Here is a 26,789-nt window from a genome sequence, read left to right as displayed (position 1 = left end):
GCGGAGCCCCGGCTTAGCCTGAACTCCGCCGCCTGAGGGAGATCGTCGATTATGCGGAATAACCGGCCGAGATACAACGGGACATTCATCCACGATTTTCTCGACCAAAGCGCAGCGGAGTTTCCCGAGTCGCCAGCGGTGCGGGACTCCACCGGAATCTGGAACTATCACGAACTGGATACGTTCGGCCACGCGGTGGATTACTGGCTGGACCGGCACGGCGTCGGCCAGGGCATGCGCGTGGTGGTGCAGGCCCCCACCGACCGCCGGCTGGCCGCGCTGTTCTTCGGCGTCTCCCGCCGCGGCGCCGTCTTCGTGCCGCTCAACCCGGCGATGAAGAGCTTCCACCTGCGTTCGGTGCTCGAGAACGCCGACCCCGCGCTGGTGATCGTCGAATCCGCCGGCGGGAAACCCGACGCCGTACGCGCCCTCACCGGCGCACCGGTCCACGACTTCGAGGAGATCTGGGCCGAGGTGACCGAGCTCGCGAGCCGGCGGGAGCGCGTGGCCGTACCGAGTGAGCTCGACCCCGCGGACCTGGCCGCGCTGGTGTACACCTCGGGCAGTACGGCGGAGCCGAAAGCGGTGATCCTCCCCCACGCCCAGGTCTGTTTCGCCACCGTGGCGCTCGTCGAGGCGCTCGGCTACCGCCCGGACGACGTGGTCTTCTGCCGTTTCCCGATGTCCTGGGACTACGGGCTGTACAAGCTGCTGATGACCTGCGCCGTGGGCGCCGAGGTGGTCTTCGCCGACGCCGGCGCCGACCTGCGGCTGGTCGACCAGCTCAGGAAGACCCGGGCGACCGTGGTGCCGATCGTGCCCTCGCTGGCCAACATGATCATCGCGTCGGCGCAGCGGAAGAGTGAGCCCACCACCGGGGTGCGGTTGTTCACCAACACCGGCGCGGCGCTGCCCGCCACCACCATCGACGCGCTGCGGACCCACTTCCCCGGCGCCCGGGTGGTCCGCCAGTTCGGCCAGACCGAGTGCAAGCGCATCTCCGTCATGCCTCCGGAGGAGGACCGGGAACGCCCGGACTCGGTCGGACGGCCGCTGGCCGGCACCGCCGTACACATCCTCGACCCCGACGGGAACCCGGTGCCCACCGGGACGACCGGGGAGATCGTGGTGACCGGCCCGCACGTGATGCCGGGGTACTGGCGCAACCCCGAGGTGACCGCCAAGACCTTCCGCCGCGACCCGCGGACCGGGGAGCTGCGCCTGCACACCGGCGACTACGGCCACTTCGACGAGGACGGTTACCTCTACTTCGACGGCCGTAGGGACGACATGTTCAAACGCAAGGGCATCCGGATGAGCACCGTGGAGATCGAGGCGGCGGCGCTCGACATCGCCGGCGTCAGGGCGGCCGCCGCGCTGCCCCCGGAGGGTGAGCACGACCTCGCGATCTTCGTCGAGGCCGCCGACGGGGCGGAGCTGGAACCCCACGCCGTCCTCCGCGAGCTGGCCGCCCGGCTGGAGCCGGCCAAGGTGCCCGCGGTCTGCCGGGTGGTCGCGGAGATCCCGAAGTCCGCGCACGGCAAGTACGCCCGCGACCGGCTGCGCGACCTGCACGCGCAGGACGCGACGCGGCAGGCGGAGCCCCACCGGAAGCCGCCGGGAATCCCCCGTGAGGAGCTGGTCCGCCGGTTCGGGTCCCCGCTCTACGTGTACGACCTGGACCGGGTCGCGGCGGCGTACCGGGACCTGGCCGACTTCATGCCGGAAGGCACCGCGATCTACTACGCGCTCAAGGCCAACCCGCACCCGGACGTGGCCCGCGCGCTGCGCACGGCAGCGGGCGGCGGGTGCCGTGCGGAGATCAGCTCCACCGGTGAGCTGGCCGCCGCGCTGGCCGCGGGTTTCACCGGCGCGGACTGCATGTACACCGGGCCAGGCAAGACCGCGGGTGAGCTGGCCGAGGCGCTCGCCGCCGGGGTGCGGCTGTTCTCCGTGGAGTCGCTCACCGACCTCGAACACGTCGGCGCCGCGGCCACCGCGCAGGGCACCGTCGCGAAATGCCTGCTGCGCGTGAACAGCGCCACCGCGGCCGCCGCCACCAGCATCCGGATGACCGGCACGCCCTCGCAGTTCGGCAACGACATGGAGGACCTGCCGGCGCAGGTGGCCGCGATGCGCGCGGTTCCCGGCGTCCGGATCATCGGCGCCCACTTCTTCCCGCTCAGCAACGCCGCGGACGAGGACAGCCTGATCGCCGAGTTCCAGCACACCGTGACGGTCGCCGCGGAGGTGCAGCGCATCCTGGGCGAACCGCTGGAGCTGGTGGATCTCGGCGGTGGGTTCTCCGCGCCGTACGGCGTGCCCGGTACCCGCCCCGGCTACCCGAACCTGCGCAAGGGCCTGGAAGAGGCGCTGGACCGGCACCTGCCGCAGTGGCGGGAGGGCCGGCCGAGCATCGCCTGCGAGTCCGGCCGGTACCTGGTGTCCGACTGCGGCGAGCTGCACTCCACCGTGATCAACGTCAAGGAGAGCCGGGGCCGCACCTTCGCCATCCTGGACGCGGGCATCAACGCGTTCGGCGGCATGGCCGGGCTCGGCCGGCTGCTCCCGGTCCAGGTCAAGCCCACCCCGCCGAACGGTGGCACGCCGCACGCCGCGCCCGGCCGCCGGGCCGCGCTGGCCGGACCCTTGTGCACGCCCGGCGACCTGCTCGCCCGCGAGGTCGAACTGCCCGACCCGGCCCCCGGCGATCTGGTGACCATCCCGCACGCGGGGGCCTACGGCCTCACCGCCAGCCTGTCCCTGTTCCTCGGCCGCCCCGCGCCCACCGAAGTGGTGATCCGCGGCGGCGAGGTCGTCTCCGTCTCCCAGCTGCAACGCCAACGGGTCTACGACCCGCTGCCGAACCCCGACCCCCGGAGCGCATGATGGCATTTCCAGGCGAGCACGGCGGCCCCAACGAGGCCGGGCTCGACGGACTCGACGAGCTGCCCGTCGCGGAGCAGCGCCGGGTGCTCCTGGAACTGGTGCTCCGGGACACCCGGGAGGCGCTGCTCGGAGTGGAGGGCGGCGAGCTGGCCGAGGTGACCTCCAGCCGGCCGTTCCGTGAGCTCGGCCTCGACTCGCTGGCCGCGGTCGACCTGCACGACCGGCTGGAGGCCTCCACCGGCGTCTCGCTGCCGATGACCCTGGCCTTCGACTTCCCCACGCCCGAGCTGGTCGCCGACTACGTGCGCGCCGCCGTACTCGGTCTGCCCGTGCCGGAGCCGGCGTCGGGACGCGCGGACACCGCTCCGGAAGGCGACGACGACGACCCCATCGTCATCGTCGGCATCGGGTGCCGGTTCCCCGGCGGCGTCGAATCCGCCGAGGGACTGTGGCGGATCTTCGCCGAGGAACGCGAAGTGCTCGGCGGCTTTCCCACCGACCGCGGCTGGGATCTGGAGAACCTCTTCGACCCGAACCCGGACGCCCCCGGAAAGAGCTACGTGGATCGCGGCGCCTTCCTGCCGGACGCGACCGGGTTCGACGCGGACTTCTTCGGCATCAACCCGCGCGAGGCCCTGGCCATGGACCCGCAGCAGCGGGTGGTGCTGGAAACCTGCTGGGCCGCGCTGGAGCACGCGGGCATCGACCCGACGTCGCTGCGCGACCAGCCCGTCGGCTCGTTCTTCGGCGCCGAGGTGCACGAGTACGGCGTGCGCGTCCACCAGGCTCCGGAGGGCCTGGACGGCTACCTGATGACCGGCAACGCGCCGAGCGTGGTCACCGGCCGGCTCGCCTATCTGCTCGGCCTGTCCGGGCCGGCGATCACGGTGGACACCGCGTGCTCCGGCGCGATCGTCTCCCTGCACCTGGCCTGCGCCTCGCTGCGTTCGGGCGAGTCCTCCCTGGCCCTGGTCGGTGGGGTGGCCGTGATGGGCAGCCCCGGCATGTTCACCGCGTTCAGCCGGCAGCGGGGGCTGGCCCCGGACGGCCGGGTGAAGGCGTTCGCCGACGCCGCGGACGGCACCGCGTTCTCCGAGGGCGTCGGGGTGCTGGTGGTGGAGCGGCTGTCGGACGCCCGCCGCAACGGGCACCGGGTGCTGGCCGTGGTACGCGGCACCGCGATCAACCAGGACGGCAGGTCCAACGGACTGACCGCGCCGAGCGGCCCCGCGCAGCGCCGGCTCGTCCGCGACGCGCTCGCGGCCGCCCGGCTGGAGCCGGCGGACGTGGACGCGGTCGACGCGCACGGCACCGGCACCGGGCTGGGCGACCCGATCGAGGCGCACGCGCTGCTGGCCACCTACGGCCAGGACCGGGAGTCGCCGCTGTGGCTGGGCTCGGCCAAGTCCAACCTGGGTCACACCCAGGCGGCCGGCGGCATCGCCAGCGTGATCAAGATGGTCATGGCGATGCGGCACGAACTGCTGCCCAAGACGCTGCACGTGGACGCGCCGTCGTCGAAGATCGACTGGTCCGGCGGCGCCGTGGAGCTGCTGACCGAGGCCCGGCAGTGGCCGCGGGTCGAGGGCCGGCCGCGCCGGGCCGGGGTGTCGTCGTTCGGCATCTCCGGCACGAATGCTCATGTGATTCTGGAAGAACCGCCCGTCGAGGAGCCCGCGGGCGTGCCCGGTGAAGACACTGCCGCGCTTCCGGTGCTGCTGTCGGCCAAGAGCGAGGCGGCGTTGCGGGCGCAGGCCGATCGGCTGGCCGGGTTCTTGGCCGAGCATGATGCGGCCGGTCCGTTCGAGGTGGCGGCCGAACTGGTGCGCCGGGCCGCGCTGGAGCACCGGGCGGTGCTGCCGGCTACCGACCGGGAGGGTCTGCTGGCCGGGCTGCGAGCGCTGGCCGCCGGTGAGTCTGCGGCTTCGGTGGTGCAGGGGCGGGTGCGGCCGGGCCGGGTGGCGGTGCTGTTCTCCGGTCAGGGCGCCCAGCGGTCGGGGATGGGTCGGGAGCTGTACGCGGCTTTCCCGGTGTTCGCCCGCGCCTTCGATGAAGCCTGCGCCCTGCTGGAGGCCGAACTCCATACGGCAGGGGCGGTCACCGGCCTGGCCGGTGATGTGCGCCTGCGCGAGATCATCCTCGGCGAGCGTGGTGCCGATGGGGTGCTTGACCAGACGGTGTTCGCGCAAGCCGGGCTGTTCGCGTTCGAGACGGCGCTGTACCGGCTGCTGGAGTCGTTCGGGGTCCGGCCTGAATTTGTGGCCGGGCATTCCCTGGGCGAGATCACCGCCGCCCATGTGGCCGGGGTGCTGGATCTGGCGGACGCGTGCCGGTTGGTGGCCGCTCGCGGCCGGTTGATGCAGGCCCTTCCGGCCGGTGGCGCGATGGCCGCGATCGGCTGCGGCGAAGAAGAGATCGCGCCTGTACTGGCCGGGCACGACCAGGTGGCTGTGGCTGCGGTGAACGCGCCCGGCGCGGTCGTGGTCTCGGGAGCGGCCGACCAGGTGGAGCAGATCATCGAATGGGCACGGCAGGAGGGGCACCGGACGCGGCCGTTGCGGGTGTCGCACGCGTTCCACTCGCCGCTCATGGAGCCGATGCTGGCCGAGTTCGAGCAGGTCGTGGCGGGATTGACGCTGCGGCGTCCGGAGTTGGCGCTGGTGTCCAACGTCTCGGGTGAGCTGGCGGGCGACGAGGTCACCGAGCCCGGCTACTGGGTCGAGCACGTACGGCGGCCGGTCCGGTTCGCCGACGGCGTCCACGTCATGCGGCAGCGCGGGGTCACCCACTTCCTGGAAGTCGGCCCGGACGCCCAGCTCGCCCCCATGATCGAACAAACCCTCATCAACCACGACGGTGAAGAGCCCTCCGTGGTGGCCCTCCTGCGCCGCGACCGCGACGAGACCACCCAACTGATCGCCGGACTGGGACAGGCCTGGACCTGTGGCACCAACGTGGACTGGACCACCCGTGCCCACCGCAGCGACCTGGAACTACCCACCTATCCCTTCCAGCATCGCCGCTTCTGGCTGCAGCCCGCCCCGGCCAGTGACCCGGCCGCGCTCGGTCTGGGTGCCGCCGACCACCCGATCCTGGGTGCCGTGGTGGAGCAGCCCGACGGCGGCGCCATCCTGACCGGCCGGTTGTCGGCCAACACTCAGTCGTGGCTGGCCGATCACGCCATCAACGCCACCCCGATCCTGCCCGGCACCGCCTTCGTCGAGCTCGCTCTGCGCGCCGGCGACCAGGTCGGCTGCAAGGCCATCGACGAACTCACCCTGCACGCCCCCCTGGAGCTTCCGAGCCGGGGCCAGGTGACGATCCAGGTGGTCGCCGGCCGATCCGACGTTGACGGGCGGCGGCCCGTGGAGATCCACTCCATCGGCGAAGACGGCGTCTGGCTACGGCACGCCACCGGCTTCCTCTCCCCCGTACCGGCGTCGGCACAGGAGCTCACCGAGTGGCCGCCGCCGGGCGCGGAGCCGCTCGACGTCACCGGCCTCTACGCGGCGATGGCCAACCGCGGATACGACTACGGCCCCGCTTTCCGCGGCCTCACCCGGGCCTGGCGCCGCGGCGAAGAGGTGTTCGTCGAGGTGGCGTTGCCGGACGGGGTTGAGGCAGCGGGCTTCGGCGTACACCCGGCGCTGCTCGACGCGGCCCTGCACGCCACCGACCTGCTGCCCGGCCACGACCAGGACACGGCGTTGCCGTTCGCCTGGCGCGGGGTGTCACTGCATGCCGACGGGGCGCGCGCGGCGCGGGTCAGGCTGCGCCCGGACGACGAAGCCGCGGTGCGGCTCGACCTCGCCGACCCTGTGGGCCGGCCGCTGGCCACGGTGACGTCTCTGGCCTACCGTTCGGTGCCCGCACAGTGGTCGAGCTCGCGCTCCTCCGCGCACCAGTGGCTGCACGAGATCGTGTGGCGGCCGGTGGACGTGACGGTGTCGTCGGGCGGCATCGGCGCAGATCTGGTGATCGATGCCACCGAGTGGGCCGGGGCCGGAACTGCCGACAGTGAGCTGCTGGACCGCCTGCGCCGTGGCGTGGGTTCGGTGTTGGCTCGCTTGCAGGAGTGGCTGACTCGTGAACCGGGAGATGACGCCCGGCTGGTGGTGGTGACCCGAGGCGGGGTCGCCACCGACGGCGGGCAGGTGGATCCGCTCCAGGCCGCGGTGTTCGGGTTGGTACGGGCGGCGCAGGCGGAGAATCCGGGCCGGATCACACTGGTCGATCTGGACACCGGCGCCGAGACGGCAGCCGGTGAGGTCGCCTCGCTGAGCCGAAGCGGCGACGCGGTGGCGGCGGCGCTGGCTTCTGGTGAGCCAGAGGTGGCGCTGCGCGGCGGCCAGTTGTGGGTGCCGCGTCTGAGGCGGGTAGCATCGCCCGGTTGGGAAGATGCGTCCGGGTCCACGCCTGGCCAGGCTGGTCTGGCGGGTAGCGAGGAGCCCGAGGCGGCCTGGCCGGTCGACGGGACCACGCTGATCACCGGCGGCACTGGCGGGCTGGGTGCTCTGGTGGCGCGGCATCTGGTCGCCGAGCACGGCGTGCGGCAGCTCCTGCTGGTCTCCCGCCGTGGCCTGGACGCTCCCGGCGCTGCCGAGCTGCGCGACGAGCTGACCGGCGAGGGTGCCGAAGTGACCGTCGCCGCCTGCGACGTGGGTGATCGGGAAGCCCTCGCCGTTCTGCTGGAGGACATCCCTGACCTGCGTGCGGTGGTGCATGCGGCGGGGGTGGTGGATGACGGGGTGATCACATCGTTGTCGCCCGAGCGGGTGGAGACGGTGCTGCGGCCGAAGGTGGACGCGGCCTGGCACCTGCACGAGCTGACCCGCGATGCCGGTCTGGCCCGGTTCGTGGTGTTCTCCTCGCTGGCCGGGGTGGTGGACGGGGCCGGGCAGGGGAACTACGCGGCTGCCAACGCCTTCGTCGATGCTCTGGCAGTGGCCAGGGCCGCGGCCGGGTTGCCGGCGGTGTCGCTGGCATGGGGGCCGTGGTCCGAAGAGCGGGGCATGGCCGGCCGCATCGGTGCGCGCGATGAGGCGCGGATGCGCGCCGCGGGACATGTCTCGCTGAGCGCGGGTCAGGGCCTGGCCCTGCTGGACGCTGGCCTCCAAGCCGGTCGGCCGCATCTGGTGCCGGCCCGGTTCGATTCCGCCGCGCTGGGCCGACGGGGCGATCTGCCCGCTTTGTTGCGCGAGCTGGCCGGTCCCGCCGCCCGTCCCGCCGCCGACGCTTCCGCGGCTGCTGGCGGGGATGATGAAGTGCGGCCGGTGGTGGCGGAGCTGGCGCATCTGTCGGCTCCGCAGCGGCAGCGGCGGTTGCTGGACGTGGTGCGCGGGCAGGCGGCGGCCACCCTGGGCCATGACAGTGCTCAGGCCATCGACGCCGATCGGCCTTTCCAGGAGTTCGGGTTCGACTCGCTGACCGCGGTGGAGTTGCGTAACCGCCTGCACGCGGAGACCGGGCTACGGCTCACCCCCACCCTGGTGTTCGATCACCCCACTCCGCGCGCGCTGGCGGCGCATCTGGACGCGGCTCTGTCGGGTACCGTTGCCCGCCGTCCGGTTCAGGCCGCCCCGTCCGAGGGTCCTGCAGATGATCCGATCGCGGTTGTCGGGATGGCCTGTCGTTTCCCTGGCCAGGTCACCAGTCCAGAGGACCTCTGGCAGTTGCTGGTCGATGACCGTGATGGCGTCACCGGCTTCCCCACAGACCGAGGCTGGGACATCACCGGCATCTACGACCCGGAGCCCGGCAAGCAGGGTCGTACCTACACCAAGCAGGGCGGGTTCCTGCACGACGCGGCGTACTTCGACCCCGCCCCGTTCGATATCGGCCCGCGTGAGGCCACCGCGATGGACCCGCAGCAGCGGCTTCTCCTGGAGACCTCCTGGGAGGCGCTGGAGCGCGCGGGCATCGACCCGTCCGGGCTGCGTGGCACCTCGACCGGGGTGTTCGCCGGAGTGATGTACCACGACTGGGGCACTCGGCCGGGTCGGGTGCCGGAGGAGTATGCCGGCTACCTGGGCAACGGCAGCCTGGCCAGCGTGGTGTCCGGGCGGGTGGCGTACGCGTTCGGTCTGGAGGGGCCGGCGGTGTCGGTGGACACGGCTTGTTCGTCGTCGCTGGTGGCGCTCCATCTGGCGGCGCAGGCGTTGCGCGCCGGTGAGTGTGATCTGGCGCTGGCCGGTGGGGTCACAGTGATGTCCACACCGGACACCTTCACCGACTTCGGCCTCCAGCGAGGGCTGGCCGCTGATGGGCGGTGCAAGTCGTTCGCCGAGGCGGCTGACGGTGTCGGCTGGGGCGAGGGTGTCGGGGTGCTGGTGGTGGAGCGGCTGTCGGACGCTCGCCGCAACGGGCACCATGTGCTGGCGGTGCTGGCCGGTAGCGCGGTCAACCAGGACGGGGCCTCCAACGGGCTGACCGCGCCGAACGGCCCGTCCCAGGAGCGGGTGATCGCTCAGGCGCTGGCGTCGGCGGGTATCGGTCCCGCGCAGGTGGACGTGGTCGAAGGACACGGCACCGGCACCTCGCTGGGCGACCCGATCGAGGCGCAGGCGCTGCTGGCGGCTTACGGCCAGGATCGGCAGTCGCCGTTGTGGCTGGGGTCGGTGAAGTCGAACCTGGGTCACACCCAGGCGGCGGCCGGGGTGGCCGGCATCATCAAGATGATCCTGGCGATGCGGCACAGCCTGTTGCCCAAGACGCTGCACGTCGATGCGCCGTCGTCGAAGGTGGACTGGTCCGGCGGAGCGGTGGAACTGCTCACCGAACCCCAGCCCTGGCCCCAGGCCGAAGGCCGGCCGCGCCGGGCGGGAGTGTCGTCGTTCGGCATCTCCGGCACCAACGCCCACGTGATCCTGGAAGAACCGCCCGCTGAGGAGCCGCCGGCCACGAGCGTGCCGGACCCGCTTCCGCTGCTTCCGGTGCTGCTGTCGGCCAAGAGCGAAGCCGCGCTGCGGGCGCAGGCCGACCGGCTGGCCGGTTTCATGGCCGAGCACGACGAGGCCGGTCTGGTGGAGGTGGCGGCCGGGTTGGCGCGCCGCGCGGCGCTGGAGTACCGGGCGGTGCTGCCGGCGGCGAACCGGGAGGGTCTGCTGGCAGGGCTGAGGGCGCTGGCGGCTGGGGAACTGGAGTCGGCGGTGGTGGGCCGGGTGCGGCCGGGCCGGGTGGCGGTGTTGTTCTCCGGTCAGGGTGCTCAGCGGCCCGGGATGGGCCGCGGCCTTTATGCGGCTTTCCCGGTGTTCGCCCGTGCCTTCGACGAAGCGTGTGCACTGCTGGAGGCCGAGTTCTCCGCCACCGATACCGCAGGGAGCCTGCGGGAGATCATCCTCGGCGAGCGTGGTGCCGATGGGGTGCTGGATCAGACGGTGTTCGCGCAAGCCGGGCTGTTCGCCTTCGAGACTGCGCTGTACCGGCTGCTGGAATCACTGGGAGTCCAGCCCGACTTCGTGGCCGGGCATTCCCTGGGCGAGATCACCGCCGCACACGTGGCCGGAGTACTCGATCTCGCGGACGCGTGCCGGTTGGTCGCCGCTCGCGGCCGGTTGATGCAGGCCCTTCCAGCCGGCGGCGCGATGGCCGCGATCGGCTGCGGCGAAGAAGAGATCGCCCCGGCCCTGGCCGGGCGTGGCGAGATCTCGGTGGCGGCGGTGAACGCACCCGACGCCGTGGTCGTCTCGGGAGCGGCCGACCAGGTCGCGGAGGTCATCGACTGGGCGCGGCAGCAAGGGCACCGCACCCGGCCGTTGCGGGTGTCGCACGCGTTCCACTCACCGCTCATGGAGCCGATGCTGGCCGAGTTCGAACAGGTCGTCGCGGGACTGACCTTCCGGCGCCCGGAGCTGGCGCTGGTGTCCAACGTCTCGGGTGACCTGGCCGACGAGGAGGTCACCGAGCCCGGCTACTGGGTCGAGCACGTACGGCGACCGGTCCGGTTCGCCGACACCATCACCACCCTGCGCGAGCAGGGAGTCAGCTGCTTCATCGAAGCCGGCCCGGACGCCCAGCTCACCCCCATGATCGAACACGACCATGATGGCGAAGAGCCCTCGGTAGTGGCGCTGCTGCGCCGCGACCGCGACGAGACCACCCAGCTGGTCACCGGACTGGGACAGGCCTGGACCTGCGGCACCGCCGTGGACTGGACCGCCGGTGCCCCCACCGCCCATCTGGACCTGCCCACCTATCCCTTCCAGCGGCGGCACTACTGGCTCCAGCCCGCCCCGACCGGCGACCTGGCCGCCTTCGGTCAGACCGCCGCCGACCACCCCATTCTGGGTGCGGTGGTGGAGCAGCCCGACGGCGGCGCCATCCTGACGGGCCGGTTGTCCGTCACCGCTCAGCCGTGGCTCGCCGATCACCTGATCAACGGCACCACGATCCTGCCCGGCACCGGCTTCGTCGAGCTCGCTCTGCGCGCCGGCGACCAGGTCGGCTGCCCGGCCATCGACGAACTCACCCTCTACACCCCCCTGCCCGTCCCCGACACCAGCGCCGGCGTCGTCGTCCAGGTCACCGTGACCGCACCCGGCGAAGACGGCCGCCGCCAGATCGGCATCCACTCCAAGGACGACAGCGGGAACTGGACCCGGCACGCCACCGGCACCCTCACTCCGACCCCGTCCATCCCCGCCGATCTGCGCCACGCCTGGCCGCCACCGGACGCCCAGCCACTGGACGTCACCGGCCTGTACGACCGCCTGGTCGACCACGGCTATGGCTACGGCCCCGCCTTCCACGGCCTCACCCACGCCTGGAGACACGGCGACGACCTTTACGCCGAAGTAACCCTCCCCGAAGACGCCGGACCCACCACCCGGTACGGCCTGCACCCCGCGCTCCTGGACGCCGCGATGCACGTGGACCTGGTGGCCGGGCCGAAGGCCACGCTGATCCCGTTCAACTGGCACGGCGTGACCCTGCACGCCGCCGGCGCCGCCACGCTGCGAGTACGGCTTCGCCGGCTGGACGGCGACGAGGTCACCAGGCTGGACCTGGCCGACCCGACCGGACGGCCGGTGGCCACGGTGGAGACGGTGGTGTCCCGGCCGGTCCAGGCCGACCAGCTGGCGCAGGCCCGTCCGTCCTCGGACTCGCTGCTCTCGGTGACGTGGCGGCCGGCCGCGCCGTCGCAGCCCCTCGGCCCGGTGAACGCCTCCGACGCGCTCGTCATCGACGCCACCGGCGAGGCATCGGGCGGCGGGGTGCCGGAGAGGGTGCGCCGTACCCTGCGTCCGGTCCTCGCCGGCCTGCAGGACTGGTCGGCCGGGGCGGACGCCCGGCCGGTGGTGGTGGTCACCCGGGGTGCCGTGGCGGTGCGCGACACCGAGGCGCCGGATCCGGCGCGGGCCGCGGTCTGGGGCCTGGTGCGGGCCGCTCAGGAGGAGAACCCGGGCCGGATCATCCTGGTCGATCTGGATCGGGCCGGCGAGCCTGCGGACGGCGTACGCGTCGCCCTGGCCACCGGCGAGCCCGAGCTGGCGATCCGTGACGGCCGGCCGTGGGTCCCCCGGCTGACCCGCGCCGGTCACGCCGACCGGGTGTCCCGCGCCGTCGACCCGTACGACGCGACCTGGCCGGTCGACGGGACCACGCTGATCACCGGCGGCACCGGCGGGCTCGGCGCGCTCATGGCCCGGCATCTGGTGGCCGAGCACGGCGTGCGGCAGCTGCTGCTGGTCTCCCGCCGTGGCCTGGACGCGCCCGGCGCCGCCGAGCTCCGCGACGAGCTGACCGGGCAGGGCGTCGAAGTGACCGTCGCCGCCTGCGACGTGGCCGACCGGGACGCCCTCACCATGCTGCTGGAGGGCATCCCCGACCTGCGCGCCGTGGTGCACACCGCGGGAGTGATGGCCGGCGGGGTGCTCGGCACGCTGACGGAGGAAGGGCTGGACCGGGTGCTGCGGCCCAAGGCGGATGCCGCCTGGCACCTGCACGAGCTCACCCAGAAGCATGATCTCGCCCACTTCGTGCTGTTCTCCTCCGCCGGAGGGATGGTGCTCGCCGCCGGGCAGGGCGACTACGCGGCAGCCAACGCCTTCCTCGACGCGCTCGCCGCGGAGCGCGCCGCCGCCGGGCTGCCCGCCACCTCACTGACCTGGGGAATGTGGGCGGTGGACACCGGTCTCGGCGGGCCGCTGCAGGAAACCGACCTGGCCCGGGTCCGCAACCTGGGCATACCGGCGATCTCCGCGGACACGGGGCTGGCGCTGTTCGACGCGGCGCTGCGCGTGCCCGCGCCGGTGCTGGCGCCGATCCAGCCGGACGTCCGCACGCTGCGGGCTCGCGGCGACGACCTGCCCGCACTCCTGCGCGACCTCGTGGGCACGCGGCGTACGGCTGCCGTGGCCGAACGGACCAACGAGTCGAACGGCGCGACGGAGCTGCGGGAGCGGCTGGCCGAGCTGCCCGCCCGGGAGCGGGACCGGATGCTGCTCGAGCTGGTCCAGGCCGAGGCGGCGATGGCGCTCGGGCACGACAGCGCGGACGTGATCGACGCCGAACGTGGCTTCGTGCAGCTCGGCTTCAGCTCGCTGGCCGCCGTCGAGCTGCGGAACCGGCTGCGCCGGCGTACGGGACTTCCGCTGCCCGCCACGCTCGCCTTCGACCAGCCGAACGCCACCGCGGTCGCCCGGTACCTGGCCGAGCGGCTGGCCCCGGCGGAGCCGGCAGCTCCCGAGCCCGCTCCCGCCGTGACGGACGGTCCTTCCTCGGCGAAGGCGGAGGAGGACGAGCTGCTCGCCGCGGCCTCCGCGGAGGAGCTGTTCGAGATCCTCGACCGGGAGCTGGGCGGCAACGGGTAGCCGAGGTTCTTGACAGGCCGGTGCGGCGGGCGCAGGTTCCACTCCAGCGCCCGCCGCATCGGCATCCGTGTTCAGCCAAAGAAGAGGGCCTGTCCATCACATGGATGGCAGGCCCTGGGGTTACGGCTTATCTCACCAGCCGCGCCGTACGGTCTCGACGATGTGGGCGCGCTGCTCCTCGGTCACCCACCAGCCCACGGGCAGGCAGACGACGCGCTCGGCCACGCTGTCGAGTCCGGGCAGCAGCGTGGCGTACGGACGGACGCAGGTGTGGGTGTCGTTGCGTTCGTGGACGTTGCTGACCATGATCTGGGCCTCATCCATGCGCTTCATGAAGCCGGCGCGGTCCTCGACCTTGATGGGGTAGATCCAGAAGGACGACTCGCGGTCCTGGGCGCGTTCGGTCAGTTCCAGCCCCGGCACGCCGGCGAGCTCCCGGTCGTAGTGGGCGGCGTTGGCCCGGTGCCGTGCCACGACCTCCTCCGCCCAGTCCAGGTTGGCCAGCCCCATCGCGGCGTTGATGTCGGTCATGTGGAACTTGTAGCCCCACTCGGCGACGTCCGGCGGGTTGCGCAGCCGGTCGGCGCCGCGGCTGATGCCGAACCAGCGCAGCAGCGTGGCCCGCTCGTGCAGCTCGTCGTCCGGCAGCGCCAGAGCGCCGCCGTCACCGGTGGTCAGATGCTTGATCGCTTGGAAGCTGAACACCGCGACGTTGCCGTGGGTGCCCATGCGGCTGCCCTGGTAGGTGGCGCCCCACGAATGGGCGCAGTCCTCGATCACCACGGGGCGGAACCCGAAGGTCGCCTCGGCCTCGTCGAGGATCTTCGCCAGCCGCCCGAGGTCGACCGGATAGCCGGCGAAGTGCACGACGACGATGGCGCGGGTCCGGGGGGAGATCTTGCGGGCCAGGTCGTCGAGGTCGACGTTGAGCGTGGCGGGATCGATGTCCACCCACTTGATGCGCAGCCGGTTGGCGAGGATGGCCCAGTTGGTGGCCTCCATGGTCAGGGGCGTGGAGAGCACCTCGCCCTCGTCGTCCCCTGACGCGGCGACCATGTGGAGCGCCAGGTGCAGCCCCGAGGTGCCGCTGTTGACCGTGGCGACGCGCGGGTTGCCGATCCGCTCCCCCAGCGCCCGCTCGAACTCGGCGACCTTGGCGCCCTGGCCGATCTGGCCACTGCCGACGACCTCGGCGACCGCGGCCGGAGCCGACTCCGACATGGCGACCTTGAACAGCGGGATCAACGGGGCGCTCCGTCCGGTGTGGCGAGTTCGGCGTAACGGGCCAGGCAGTCGGCGTAGGACGGCAGGATGCCGAGCCGTTCGGCCTCTTTCAGTGAGGGCGCGGCCCGGTCCTTGTCCGACAGGACGGGCTCGCGGTCGCGCGGCCAGGGCAGGTCGAGGTCGGGGTCCAGCGGGTTCACCTCGAAGGAGCTCTCCGGCGACCAGGTGTTGGAGCACAGGTAGAAGACGGTGGCCTGCTCGGTCAGCGGGGCGAACCCGTGCGCGAGCCCTTCCGCGAGGTAGAGCGCGTGCCGGTTGTCCTCGCTCAGCTCCGCCACGACGTGCCGGCCGTACGTGGGCGAGCCCTGCCTGATGTCGACGACGATGTCGCGGATGGCGCCGCTCGGGCAGCTCACGTAGCGGGCCTGTCCTGGCAGGTGGATCGCGTGCAGTCCACGGATCGTGCCGATGGAGGAGACGGAGCAGTTGACCTGGGCCACGCTCAGCGGGTGGCCGACGGCCTCGGCGAAGGCAGGCTGTTTGAAGACCTCTAAGAACAATCCTCTGGAGTCGGGGAAGACCTTGGGCTCGACGAGGAACGCCCCGCCGATGCCGAGTTCGCGAATCCGCATCGGATCCCTCCTTCGACGTTATGTTGGGTCGCCTTGATCAGCGGCGACAACCCCTACGGCACCCTTATGGGCCTCCCACCAGGGGCGGTTGTCCCGGTACCACTCGACCGTCTCGGCCAGGCCCTTCTCGAAGTCCACGGCCGGCCGATACCCCAGCTCGGCGCGGATCTTGCCGTCGTCGACGGAGTAGCGGCGGTCGTGGCCGAGGCGGTCCTCGACGAACTCCACGCGCTCCCATCCGGCGCCGCAGGCCTCCAGGAGCAGGCGGGTCAGCTCGCGGTTGGTCAGCTCGGTGCCGCCGCCGATGTTGTAGACCTCTCCTGGCCGGCCTCCCTGCCGGACGAGTTCGATCCCCGCGACGTGGTCGGCGACGTGGAGCCAGTCGCGCGCGTTCAGGCCGTCCCCGTACAGCGGGACCTTGCCGCCGTCGAGCAGGTTGGTGACGAACAGCGGGATGACCTTCTCGGGGAACTGGTACGGCCCGTAGTTGTTGGAGCAGCGGGTCACCCGTACGTCCAGCCCGTACGTCCGGTGGTAGGCGAGGGCGAGCAGGTCGGACGACGCCTTCGACGCCGAGTACGGCGAGCTGGGCGCCAGCGGCTGCTCCTCCCCCCAGGAGCCTTCGGGGATGGAGCCGTACACCTCGTCGGTCGAGACGTGCACGAACGTGCCGAGCCCGTGCTCGGCCGCCGCCGCGAGCAGCGTGTACGTCCCCGTCACGTTGGTGCGGACGAACTCCCCCGCACCGCTGATGGACCGGTCGACGTGGGACTCGGCGGCGAAGTGCACCACCTGGTCGTGCGCGGCCACCAGCTCTCCGACGAGGGCGGCGTCGCAGATGTCTCCCTGGACGAACGTGAAACGGCCTTCGGCGGGCTCCAGGTTGGCCCTGTTGCCCGCGTAGGTGAGCTTGTCGAGAACCGTCAGCGTGCAGTCGCCCCGCTCGGCCAGGGTGCGGACGTAGTGGGAGCCGATGAAACCGGCGCCGCCGGTGACCAGGATCCTCATGGCGTGTAACTGCTCGCGATGCTCATGACGTACTGGCCGTAGCCGGACTGCGCCTGCTCGGCTCCGAGCCGATAGCACTGCTCCGCGTCGATGAAGTTCATGCGGAGCGCCACCTCCTCCAGGCACGCGATGCGCACGCCTTGGCGTTGTTCGAGGGTCTGCACGTACTGTCCCGCCTGGAGCAGCGTCTCCGGCGTGCCGGTGTCCAGCCAGGCGAAGCCTCTGCCGAGATCCACGAGTCTGGCCCTGCCCTGCCGCAGGTAGGCCAGGTTCACGTCGGTGATCTCCAGTTCGCCCCGTTCGGACGGCTTGAGATTCTCGGCGATGTCGATGACGTCGTTGTCGTAGAAGTACAGGCCGGTGATGGCTCTGTTGGAACGCGGTTTCTCCGGTTTCTCCTCTATCGAGATCAGGCGCCCGCTCTCGTCGGTCGTCCCCACTCCGTATCGGCCGGGATCGCTCACCGGATATCCGAACAGCACGCACCCCTGCACTTCCCGTGCATTCTCTTCCAGCACCTCCGAGAAGGAGGGTCCGTGGAAGATGTTGTCGCCGAGGATCAGCGCGGCCGGGCCGCTGCCGATGTGGGAGGCGCCGATGAGAAAAGCCTGGGCTATCCCGTCCGGCGATTCCTGGGGGGCGTAGGAGATGTTCAGCCCGAAGCGGGCGCCGTCGCCCAGCAACCGGACGTAGTTCGGCACCTGGTCGGGCGAGGAAATGAGGAGGATATCCCTGATGCCGGCCAACATGAGCACCGATATCGGGTAATAGATCATCGGCTTGTCGCTCACCGGGAGCAGTTGTTTGGAGACCACGGCGGTGATCGGATGCAGCCGCGTTCCGCGACCCCCCGCGAGAACGATTCCTTTCACGGCCTTATACCTCTCTGCTGCGTGGAAGTGTCCCGAGGCTAAGCAGGGGCGCAGCGGAGCGGCAAGGTCGATGACCGGAGAGAGGGGGCGCATCAGGGGTATCGGCGACGGACCCCTGGATTAGGGGAGGGTAGGGGCTTACCCGGTCTCTGCCCGGCGACGAGAATTTCTCCACATTGACGTCTCTGGGGAGGAGTCCGGCGGTGCGGAATTCGACTTTACGCCGTGCCGTCACCGCGCTCGTGGCCGCGGTGCTCGCACTCACGCCGGCGGTTTCCGCGCAAGCGGAACGGGACGCGGTGGACGCCTCCACGCGCGAGGTCCCCGGACTGCGCGAGCCGGTGCGGCTGGTGGTGGACCGCTACGGCGTGCCGCACCTGTACGCGCGCAACACCGACGACGTGTTCCTGGCGCAGGGGTACAACGCCGCGCGGGACCGGCTGTTCCAGCTCGACCTGTGGCGGCGGCGCGGCCTCGGCCTGCTGTCGGCCGCCTTCGGGCCGCGTTACGTCGACCAGGACCGGGCCTCCCGGCTCTTCCTGTACCGCGGTGACATGCAGCGGGAGTGGGCCGCCTACGGGCCGGACACCCGCCGCGCCGTGACCGCGTTCGTCCGCGGCATCAACGCCTACATCGACTGGGTCGAGGCGCACCCGGAGGCGTTGCCGCCGCAGTTCCGCCGGCTGGGTCATCGGCCGGACCGCTGGCGGCCCGAGGACGTGGTACGGATCCGCAGCCACGGGCTGGCGCTCAACGCGTACCCCGAGGCGTTGCGCGCGGCCGCGATGTGCGCCAACGGACAGACCGCCGCGCGGGCGCTCGTCCAGCTGGAACCCGCGCACGAACCCCGGGTGCCGGACGGGCTCGACCCGTGCACCGTGCCCGCGGACGTGCTCGACACCTACCTGCTCGGCATCTCGTCGGTCACCTTCGACGGTGTCACGCTCCGGTCGGAGCCGCCGGCGCCCGGAGGGTCGAACGCCTGGGCGCTCGCGCCGTCGCGCACCGCGACCGGCCGGCCGATCCTCGCCGGCGATCCGCACCGAGCCACCACGGCGCCCGCGCTGCGCTACGTCGCCCACCTGTCCGCGCCCGGCCTGGACGTGATCGGCGCCGGCGAGCCGGTGCTGCCCGGCATCTCCCTGGGGCACAACGACCGCGCCGCCTTCTCGCTCACCGTCTTCGCCGCGGACCAGGAAGACCTTCAGGTGTACCGCCTGAAGCCGGACGACCCGGGCCGCTACCTCTACCGTGACCGCTGGGTGCCCTTCACCACGGTGCGGGAGGAGGTGCCGGTGGCCGGCTCGACGCCCCGCCAGGTGGAGCTGACCTTCTCCCGGCACGGCCCGGTGCTCAAGGTGGACGCGGAGCGCGGCCTCGCGTTCGGCCTGCGGACCGCCTGGTCGGAGCCGGGGACGGCGCCGTACCTCACCGGTCTCGACGCGATGACCGCGCGGAGCTACCCCGAGTTCGCCGCCAAGGTGCGGCGCTGGGCCGCGCCGCCGGAGAACCTGATCTACGCCGACACCTCGGGCACCATCGGCTGGGTGCCCGGCGCGCTGGTCCCCCGGCGGCCACGGCACGACGGGCTGCTGCCCGTGCCCGGCGACGGCCGCTACGAATGGGACGGCTTCCACGACGGCGCCGAGCTGCCCAGGGTGAGCAACCCCAAGAGCGGCTTCATCGCCTCGGCGAACGAGTACGACATGCCGGCCGGGCACCCGGTGCGCGTCGGCTACGAATGGGAGCCTGCGGCGCGCAAGGAACGCATCGAGGACGTGCTGTCCGGCTCGACCCGGCACACCGTGCCCGAGATGGCGGCGCTCCAGCGCGACCAGGTCGACGAGTACGCCCGGCGCATCGTCGCGGTGCTGCGCGACATCCCGTCCGGCGACGACCCGGACACCGTGGCCGCGCTGCGGCTCCTGCGCGACTACGACGGCATCGCGAGCGCCGACTCCGCCGGCGCGGCGCTGTTCGAGCCCTGGCTCATCGGGCATCTCGGCCCGGCGTTCCTCGCCCGGTTCATGCCCGCGGCGGTGGCCGCCCGGGTGCCGCGCGCCGACGCCCGGCAGGTGATCGACGCGCTGGAGCGGCCGGAGCGCTGGTTCGGAGCGGACGCCGTCGCGGTGCGGGACCGGCTCGTGCAGGAGACGCTGCGCGCGGCCTACGCCGACGTCCGCGGCCGGCTCGGCGCCGACCCGGCCGCCTGGCGCTGGGGCAGCCTGCACCAGGCGCTGTTCTCCAACCCCTTGGGCGACAGCGTGGGCCCGTTCCCCCGGGGCGGCTCCGTGACCACGGTGGACGCCTCGACCTACTACCGAGGGTTCTACCGGTCGCAGTCCGGGGCCGCGTACCGGATGGTGCTGGACGTCGGGGCCTGGGACAACTCCACCTTCGTGAGCGCCCCCGGGCAGTCCGGCGACCCGTCGAGCCCGCACTACGCGGACCTCGCCGCCGCCTGGACGTCCGGCGCGCAGGTGCCGCTGCTGTACAGCCCGGCCGCGGTCGCGCGGAACACGGAAAGCGTCATCACTCTGGTGCCCGCGGCGTCCGGCCGCGGGTGATCGCCACCTCCCGGGGCTCATCGGGAGGCGGCGGACGGATCACTGCGGAAGGAACGACGTGGACGAGCGTTGGATCAAGCGATTTCACCCCGCGCCGGACGCCCCGGCGCGGGTCATCGTGCTGCCGCACGCCGGTGGTGCGGCCAGTGCCTACTTCAAGCTGTCCGCCGCGCTGCACCCGGCGCTGGACGCTCATACGGTGCAGTACCCGGGCCGGCAGGAGCGGCGGCACGAGCCGCCCTTGACGGACGTGCGCCTGCTGGCCGCCGGCGTCGCCGACGCGCTCCCCGACGACGAACGGCCCACGCTGCTGTTCGGGCACAGCATGGGCGCGCTGGTCGCCTTCGAGCTCGCCCTGCTCCTGGAGCGGCGCGGCACGCCGCCGCACCTGCTGGTCGCCTCCGGCCGGCGCGGCCCGTCCACCTACCGCGACGAGTGGGTGCACCGGCGGGACCCGGCCGGCGTGGCGGCCGAACTCCGCAAGCTCAACGGCACCGACCCGGTGTTCCTGCAGGACCCGGAGCTGTTCGAGATGGTGCTGCCGGCGCTGCGCGCCGACTACCGGGCGGTGGAGACCTACCAGTGCCCCCCGGACGCCGCGGTCGGCTGCCCGCTGGTCGTCTTCGTCGGCGACGACGACCCGAAGACCACGGTCGAGGAGGCCCGCGCCTGGGGCCGGAACACCACCGGCCCCTTCGACCTGCGGATCTTCCCCGGAGGGCACTTCTACCTGGACGACCAGGTGGCCGAGGTGACCGACGCGCTCGTCGCGCTGTCGACGTGAGTCACCCGGCCGTCTGAGCCAGCCATTCCTCGATCACGGCGGCGGTCTGCCGCGCCTCGGACTCCAGGATGCTGAAGTGGTCTGCCGCCACCTCGCGCACCGCCGTACCGGGGGTGATGGCCGGATGCCAGCCCGCGCCGACGCCCGCGGTCGTCCCGCCGGGCGTCGCCACCCCCTGGTTCGCGCGGATGAACAACGTCGGCGCGGCCAGTTCGCCCGGCCGCCACTCGGAGAGCAGCGCGGCGTACCAGCCCATCGCGGACAGCCGGGCGGCGGTGAACGGGCCGAACACGGCCTCCCGGTCGAGCAGGCCGCCCACGATCGACGACCAGACCGCGGGGCTCTCCCCCGCGCCGGGCACGTGCGTGTCGAGCAGGATCACCGCGGCCGGGCCCTGCCCCGCTTCCGCCATCGCGCCGGCCAGCGCGTGCGCGAACACCCCGCCGGCGGAGTACCCGACCAGCGCGTACGGCTCCGCGGCGCTGGTCACGGTCTGCGCCAGCCCCTGCACGAGGGCGTCCAGCGAGTCCGGCAGGCTCTCCTCCCGTACGAACCCCGGCACCGGCAGCACGGCGAGGTCACGCACTTCACGGAACTCCGCGGCCAGCGGGACGAACTGGTGCGGCCCGCCGAAGGCCATCGGCGAGTTCAGGCAGAACAGCCGCGGCCGGCTCGGGCCGGTGGACAGCACCACCGGGGTACGCGCCGGAGCGTCGGCCGCGCCGTACTGGGGACGGACCGCGGCGGCGGCGTGCAGCAGCATCATCCCCTCCTCGATCTTGCCGGCGGCGGCAGCCGCGCGGAACAGGCCGCTCAACGTCTCCGTCGCACCCGTCACGTCCTGGGCGACCGGCCCGTCGCCGTGCGCCGTGGCCGGTACGGCGGTCGGCGCCGGAGCGATCTCCTCGTTCAGCAGCCGGGCCAGCGCCCTGACCGACGGGTAGTCAAAGGCAGCCGTGGCCGGGAGGCGGACGCCGGTGGCCGAGTTGAGCGCGTTGCGCAGCTCCATGGCGGCCAGCGAGTCCAGGCCCAGGCCGACCAGGTCCGCATCCGGCTCGACGGGCTCCGGGTCCGCGTGCCCGAGCACCTGGGCCGCCCGCCTCCGTACCAGCTCGACCAGGCGCTCCAGGCGCTCCTCCGGGGCCAGCGCGGCCAGCGGTTCCAGCTCGTTCTCGCCCTGCGCTGCCTTCTGTCGTACGGCCGGTGCCAGGTCCTGCAGCAGCGCGGGGACGCCGTCCGCGCGGGCGCGCACGGCGGCCGGGTCCAGCCGGATCGGCGCCAGCACCGCGGCGTCCGACCGCCGCGCCGCGTCGAACAACGCCAGCCCCGCGTCCACCGGCAGCGGCAGCATGCCCCAGCGGCGGATCCTGGCCAGGTCGTCGTCACGCAGCAGGCTCTGCATGCCCGCCTCGCCGCCCCAAAGGCCCCAGGCCAGCGTCCGCGCCGGCAGACCCGCCGCCCGGCGCTGCTCGGCCAGCGCGTTGAGGAAGGCGTTCGCCGCCGCGTAGTTCCCCTGGCCGGGGTTGTCCACCAGCGATGCCGACGAGGAGAACAGCACGAACTCGGCCAGGTCGTGCTTCTGGGTGAGCTCGTGCAGATGCCAGGCGGCGTCCGCCTTGGGACCGGCCACCTGGTCGACCAGCTCGGGCGTGAGGTCGGCGAGGACCGCGTTCGCGCTCGCCCCCGCGCTGTGCACCACGGCGCGCAGGTCGGGGATGTCTTCCAGCAGTACGGTGAGGGCTTCCCGGTCGGCCACGTCGCAGGCGGCGACGGTCACTTCGGCGCCCTGCTCGGTCAGTTCGTCGCGGAGTTCGGCGGCTCCGGGGGCGTCCAGGCCGCGGCGGGAGACCAGCAGCAGGTGCCGCACGCCGTGCTCGGCGACCAGGTGCCGGGCCATGAGCGCGCCGAGCCCGCCGGTGCCGCCGGTGATCAGCGTGGTCCCGTCGGTCGGCCAGGGCGCCTCCGGCTCCTCGCCGAGGCGGGCCCGCTCCAGGCGGGGCGCCCAGAGCCGGTCGCCGCGCAACGCCACCTGTGGCTCCCCGCTGCGCAGCGCCGCGGCCGACGCGTCGTCGGTGACCTGCGCGCCTGGCAGGTCTGGGTCCAGGTCGATCAGGGTGATCCGGCCGGGCTCCTCCGACTGAGCGGCCCGTACCAGGCCCCAGACCGCTGCCTGGGCCGGGTCCGGCGTCTCTGCGCCGGTCACGGCGACCGCGCCCCGGGTCACCACCACTACCGGTCGCGCGTCCTCATCGGTTAGCCAGGTCTGCAGTTCGCTCAGCGCTTGTCCGACGGCCCGACGTACCCGCACCGGCTCTCCGCCGGCGGCTCCTGTTGTCGAAGCAGCGACAACCAGCACCTCGGGAGTGGCCCCCACGGTCTGGGCACCACGCTCGCCCACCGGCCGCCAGGCCACCTCGTACAACCATTGGGCCGGGACCGCGCCGCTCAACTGCCCGGGAGCAAGCGGTCGCGCGGTCAGCTCCTCCACCGACACCACCGGGCGACCGGACGAGTCGGCGATATCCAGCCGGGTGACCGCGTCGCCGTCCAGCCGGCGTAGCCGTACTCGTAGCGTGGCGGCGCCGGTGGCGTGCAGGGTGACGCCGTTCCAGTTGAACGGGATCAGCGGACCGCTCTCCCCCGCTCCCTGCCCGGCCAGCATGCCCACGTGCATCGCCGCGTCGAGCAGCGCCGGGTGCACGCCATAACCCGCCGGGTCGGCGACGTCGGTCGGCAGCGACACCTCGGCGTAGAGGTCGTCGCCGTGTTTCCAGGCGTGGGTGAGGCCGTGGAAGGCGGGGCCGTAGCCGTAACCGTGGTCGATCAAGCGGTCGTACAGACCGGTGACGTCCAGTGGCTGAGCGTCCGGCGGCGGCCAGGCGAGGCGCAGGTCGGCGGGGAGGGAGGGGGTCGGGGTGAGGGTGCCGGTTGCGTGCCGGGTCCAGTTGCCGTGGTCGTCCTTCGAGTGGATGGCGATCTGGTGCCGGCCGTCCTCGTCGGGTGGGCTCAGGATGATCTGGAGAGTGATGCCGTCGGTGTCGGGGATGGGCAGGGGGGCGTGCAGGGTGAGCTCGTCGATGGCCGGGCAGCCGACCTGATCGCCGGCGCGCAGAGCTAGCTCGACAAAGGCGGTGCCGGGCAGGATCGCGGTGCCGTTGATGACGTGGTCGGTCAGCCAGGGCTGGGCGGTGGCCGACAACCGGCCGGTCAGGATGGCGCCGCCGTCGGGCTGTTCCACCACGGCACCCAGGATCGAATGATCGACAGAGGTCTGGCCGAGCGCGACCGGGTCACCGGTCGACGGCAACTGCATCCAGTAGCGGCGATGCTGGAAGGGATAGGTGGGCAGGTCCAGCTTGCTGGTGCGAGCGCCGGCCGTCCAGGCGGTCCAGTCCACGCCGATGCCACAGGTCCAGGCCTGTCCCAGTCCGGCGATCAGTTGGGTGATCTCGTCCCGGTCGCGGCGCAGCAGGGCCACCACCGAGGGCTCTTCGCCATCATGGTCGTGTTCGATCATGGGGGTGAGCTGGGCGTCCGGGCCGACCTCCAGGAAGTGGGTGACCCCGCGCTGCCGCATGAGGTGGACGCCGTCGGCGAACCGGACCGGTCGCCGTACGTGCTCGACCCAGTAGCCGGGCTCGGTGACCTCGTCACCCGCCAGCTCACCTGAGACGTTGGACACCAGCGCCAGCTCCGGGCGCCGCAGCGTCAGTCCCGCCACGACCTGTTCGAACTCGGCCAGCATCGGCTCCATGAGCGGCGAGTGGAACGCGTGCGACACCCGCAACGGCCGGGTCCGATACCCCTGCTGCCGTGCCCATTCGATGATCTGCTCCACCTGGTCGGCCGCTCCCGAGACCACGACCGCGCCGGGCGCGTTCACCGCCGCCACAGCCACCTGGTCGTGCCCGGCCAGCACCGGAGCGATCTCTTCTTCGCCGCAGCCGATCGCGGCCATCGCGCCGCCGGCAGGAAGCGCCTGCATCAACCGGCCGCGAGCGGCCACCAACCGGCACGCATCCGCCAGATCCAGCACCCCGGCCACATGCGCCGCAGTGATCTCACCCAGCGAATGCCCAGCCACAAATTCAGGCCGGACCCCGAACGACTCCAGCAACCGATACAACGCCGTCTCAAAGGCGAACAGCCCGGCTTGCGCGAACACCGTCTGATCCAGCACCCCGTCGGCACCACGCTCGCCGAGGATGATCTCCCGCAGGTCCCCTGCGGTATCGGTGGCGGAGAACTCGGCCTCCAGCAGTGCACACGCTTCGTCGAAGGCACGGGCGAAGACCGGGAAGGCCGCATAAAGGCCGCGGCCCATCCCGGGCCGCTGGGCACCCTGACCGGAGAACAGCACCGCCACCCGGCCCGGCCGCACCCGGCCCACGACCGCCGACTCCAGTTCCCCAGCCGCCAGCGCCCTCAGCCCGGCCAGCAGGCCCTCCCGGTCCGCCGCCGGCAGCACCGCCCGGTACTCCAGCGCCGCGCGGCGCGCCAACCCGGCCGCCACCTCCACAGGACCGGCCGCATCATGTTCAGCCACGAACCCGGCCAGCCGACCGGCCTGCGCCCGCAACGCCGCCTCACTCTTGGCCGATACCACCACAGGCACCGGAACGGCCGTACCGCCGTCGGCAACCGATGGCTCCTCAGCAGGCGGCTCTTCCACAATCACGTGAGCGTTGGTGCCGGAGATGCCGAACGACGACACCCCCGCCCGACGCGGCCGACCCTCGACCTGGGGCCAGGGCTGAGGTTCGGTCAGCAACTCCACCGCACCGCCGGACCAGTCCACCTTCGACGACGGCGCATCCACATGCAGCGTCTTGGGCAGTAACCCGTGCCGCATCGCCAGGATCATCTTGATGATGCCGGCCACACCGGCCGCCGCCTGGGTGTGACCCAGATTCGACTTCACCGACCCCAGCCACAACGGCGACTGCCGATCCTGCCCGTAAGCCGCCAGCAACGCCTGCGCCTCGATCGGATCCCCGAGCGCCGTCCCCGTACCGTGCGCTTCGACCACGTCCACATCGCCCGGCGTGAGCCCAGCGGCCGCCAACGCCTGAGCGATCACCCGCTCCTGCGAGGGACCGTTCGGCGCGGTCAGGCCGTTGGAGGCCCCGTCTTGGTTGACCGCGCTGCCGCGCAGCACCGCCAGCACCTGGTGCCCGTTGCGGCGAGCGTCCGACAGACGCTCCACCACCAGCACGCCGACGCCTTCGCCCCAGCCGACACCATCAGCGGCCTCGGCGAACGACTTGCACCGCCCATCAGCAGCCAACCCCCGCTGCCGCGAGAACTCCACGAACGCATCCGGCGTGGCCATCACCGTCACCCCACCGGCCAGCGCCAGATCACACTCCCCCGAACGCAACGCCTGCGCCGCCAGATGCAACGCCACCAGCGACGACGAACACGCCGTGTCCACCGACACCGCCGGGCCTTCCAAGCCCAACGTGTACGCCACCCGGCCCGAAATCGTCGCCCCACCCGTACCCGACGGCGCATAGTCGTGATACATCACCCCGGCGAACACCCCGGCACTGCTCTCCCGCAGCGACGTCGGATCAATCCCAGCCCGCTCCAACCCCGCCCAGCACACCTCCAGAAACTGCCGCTCCTGCGGATCCATCTCCGCCGCCTCACGCGGACTGATCCCGAAGAACGCCGGATCGAACTCCGCCGCCCCGTACAGGAACCCACCCTCCCGCGCATAACTACGACCCGGCTTCCCCGGCTCCGGATCATAAAGACCCGCAACGTCCCAGCCACGATCACCCGGGAACCCGCCGACCGCGTCCACACCATCGACCAGCAACCGCCACAACCGCTCCGGGTCATCCACCCCACCCGGATAACGACAGGCCATCCCCACGATGGCGATCGGCTCCCGAGCTCGGGCCGTCAGCGCGCGGTTCTGCTGGCGCAGCTTGGCCGTCTCCCGGAGAGAAGCGCGCAGTGCCTCGACGAGCTTTCCGTCACCCTCCGCCATCTCC

General features: G+C 72.2%; 9 protein-coding genes. 4 read left to right on the top strand and 5 right to left on the bottom strand.

The genetic code is table 11. From position 1 onward, the window contains the following. Positions 1-51 precede the first annotated feature (51 nt). Positions 52-2,889 carry an AMP-binding protein gene (locus SMD20_RS40775; RefSeq protein ID WP_329591492.1) on the top strand — a complete coding sequence of 946 codons (2,838 nt, stop codon included), beginning with the start codon at positions 52-54 and terminating at the stop codon, positions 2,887-2,889. Then, positions 2,886-13,700 (top strand): type I polyketide synthase, encoded by a 10,815-nt coding sequence (locus SMD20_RS40770; protein ID WP_329591490.1) that lies wholly within the window; start codon positions 2,886-2,888, stop codon positions 13,698-13,700. The genes SMD20_RS40775 and SMD20_RS40770 overlap by 4 nt, the downstream gene beginning before the upstream one ends. Positions 13,701-13,832: 132 nt before the next feature. On the opposite strand, the gene SMD20_RS40765 is transcribed toward SMD20_RS40770, so the two are convergent. The 4 genes from SMD20_RS40765 to rfbA are packed head-to-tail and all read right to left on the bottom strand — an operon-like array spanning position 13,833 to position 17,436. Continuing rightward, complete coding sequence (locus tag SMD20_RS40765) at positions 13,833-14,945, bottom strand: DegT/DnrJ/EryC1/StrS family aminotransferase (RefSeq protein WP_329591488.1); 1,113 nt, start codon at positions 14,943-14,945, stop codon at positions 13,833-13,835. Then, positions 14,942-15,556, bottom strand: a complete 615-nt coding sequence (gene rfbC, locus SMD20_RS40760; RefSeq protein ID WP_329591486.1) for a dTDP-4-dehydrorhamnose 3,5-epimerase — start codon at positions 15,554-15,556, stop codon at positions 14,942-14,944. Before rfbC ends, SMD20_RS40765 begins: the two co-directional genes overlap by 4 nt. Before the next feature lie 18 nt (positions 15,557-15,574). Further along, complete coding sequence (gene rfbB, locus SMD20_RS40755) at positions 15,575-16,564, bottom strand: dTDP-glucose 4,6-dehydratase (RefSeq protein WP_329591484.1); 990 nt, start codon at positions 16,562-16,564, stop codon at positions 15,575-15,577. Beyond that, a complete protein-coding gene (gene rfbA / locus SMD20_RS40750; protein ID WP_329591482.1) occupies positions 16,561-17,436 on the bottom strand; it encodes a glucose-1-phosphate thymidylyltransferase RfbA in 876 nt (291 codons plus the stop codon). The genes rfbB and rfbA overlap by 4 nt, the downstream gene beginning before the upstream one ends. A 203-nt stretch (positions 17,437-17,639) precedes the next feature. Between rfbA and SMD20_RS40745 the strand changes: the two genes are divergently transcribed. Together SMD20_RS40745 and SMD20_RS40740 are read left to right on the top strand one after the other, a co-directional pair. Next, entirely contained in the window at positions 17,640-20,003 is a 2,364-nt protein-coding gene (locus tag SMD20_RS40745) for a penicillin acylase family protein (protein WP_329591480.1), read from the top strand. A gap of 58 nt (positions 20,004-20,061) precedes the next feature. Further along, on the top strand, positions 20,062-20,787 hold the full coding sequence (locus tag SMD20_RS40740) for a thioesterase II family protein (protein WP_329591478.1): 726 nt from the start codon (positions 20,062-20,064) through the stop codon (positions 20,785-20,787). 1 nt (position 20,788) lies between these two features. On the opposite strand, the gene SMD20_RS40735 is transcribed toward SMD20_RS40740, so the two are convergent. Then, on the bottom strand, positions 20,789-26,785 hold the full coding sequence (locus tag SMD20_RS40735; RefSeq protein ID WP_329591476.1) for a type I polyketide synthase: 5,997 nt from the start codon (positions 26,783-26,785) through the stop codon (positions 20,789-20,791). Positions 26,786-26,789: the final 4 nt, after the last annotated feature.

It is taken from the genome of Nonomuraea sp. LP-02 (genome assembly GCF_036289125.1).
Lineage (GTDB): Bacteria > Actinomycetota > Actinomycetes > Streptosporangiales > Streptosporangiaceae > Nonomuraea > Nonomuraea bangladeshensis.
The sequence above is the reverse complement of the archived record's forward strand: the minus strand, read 5'-3'. Positions and strand labels throughout refer to the sequence as shown.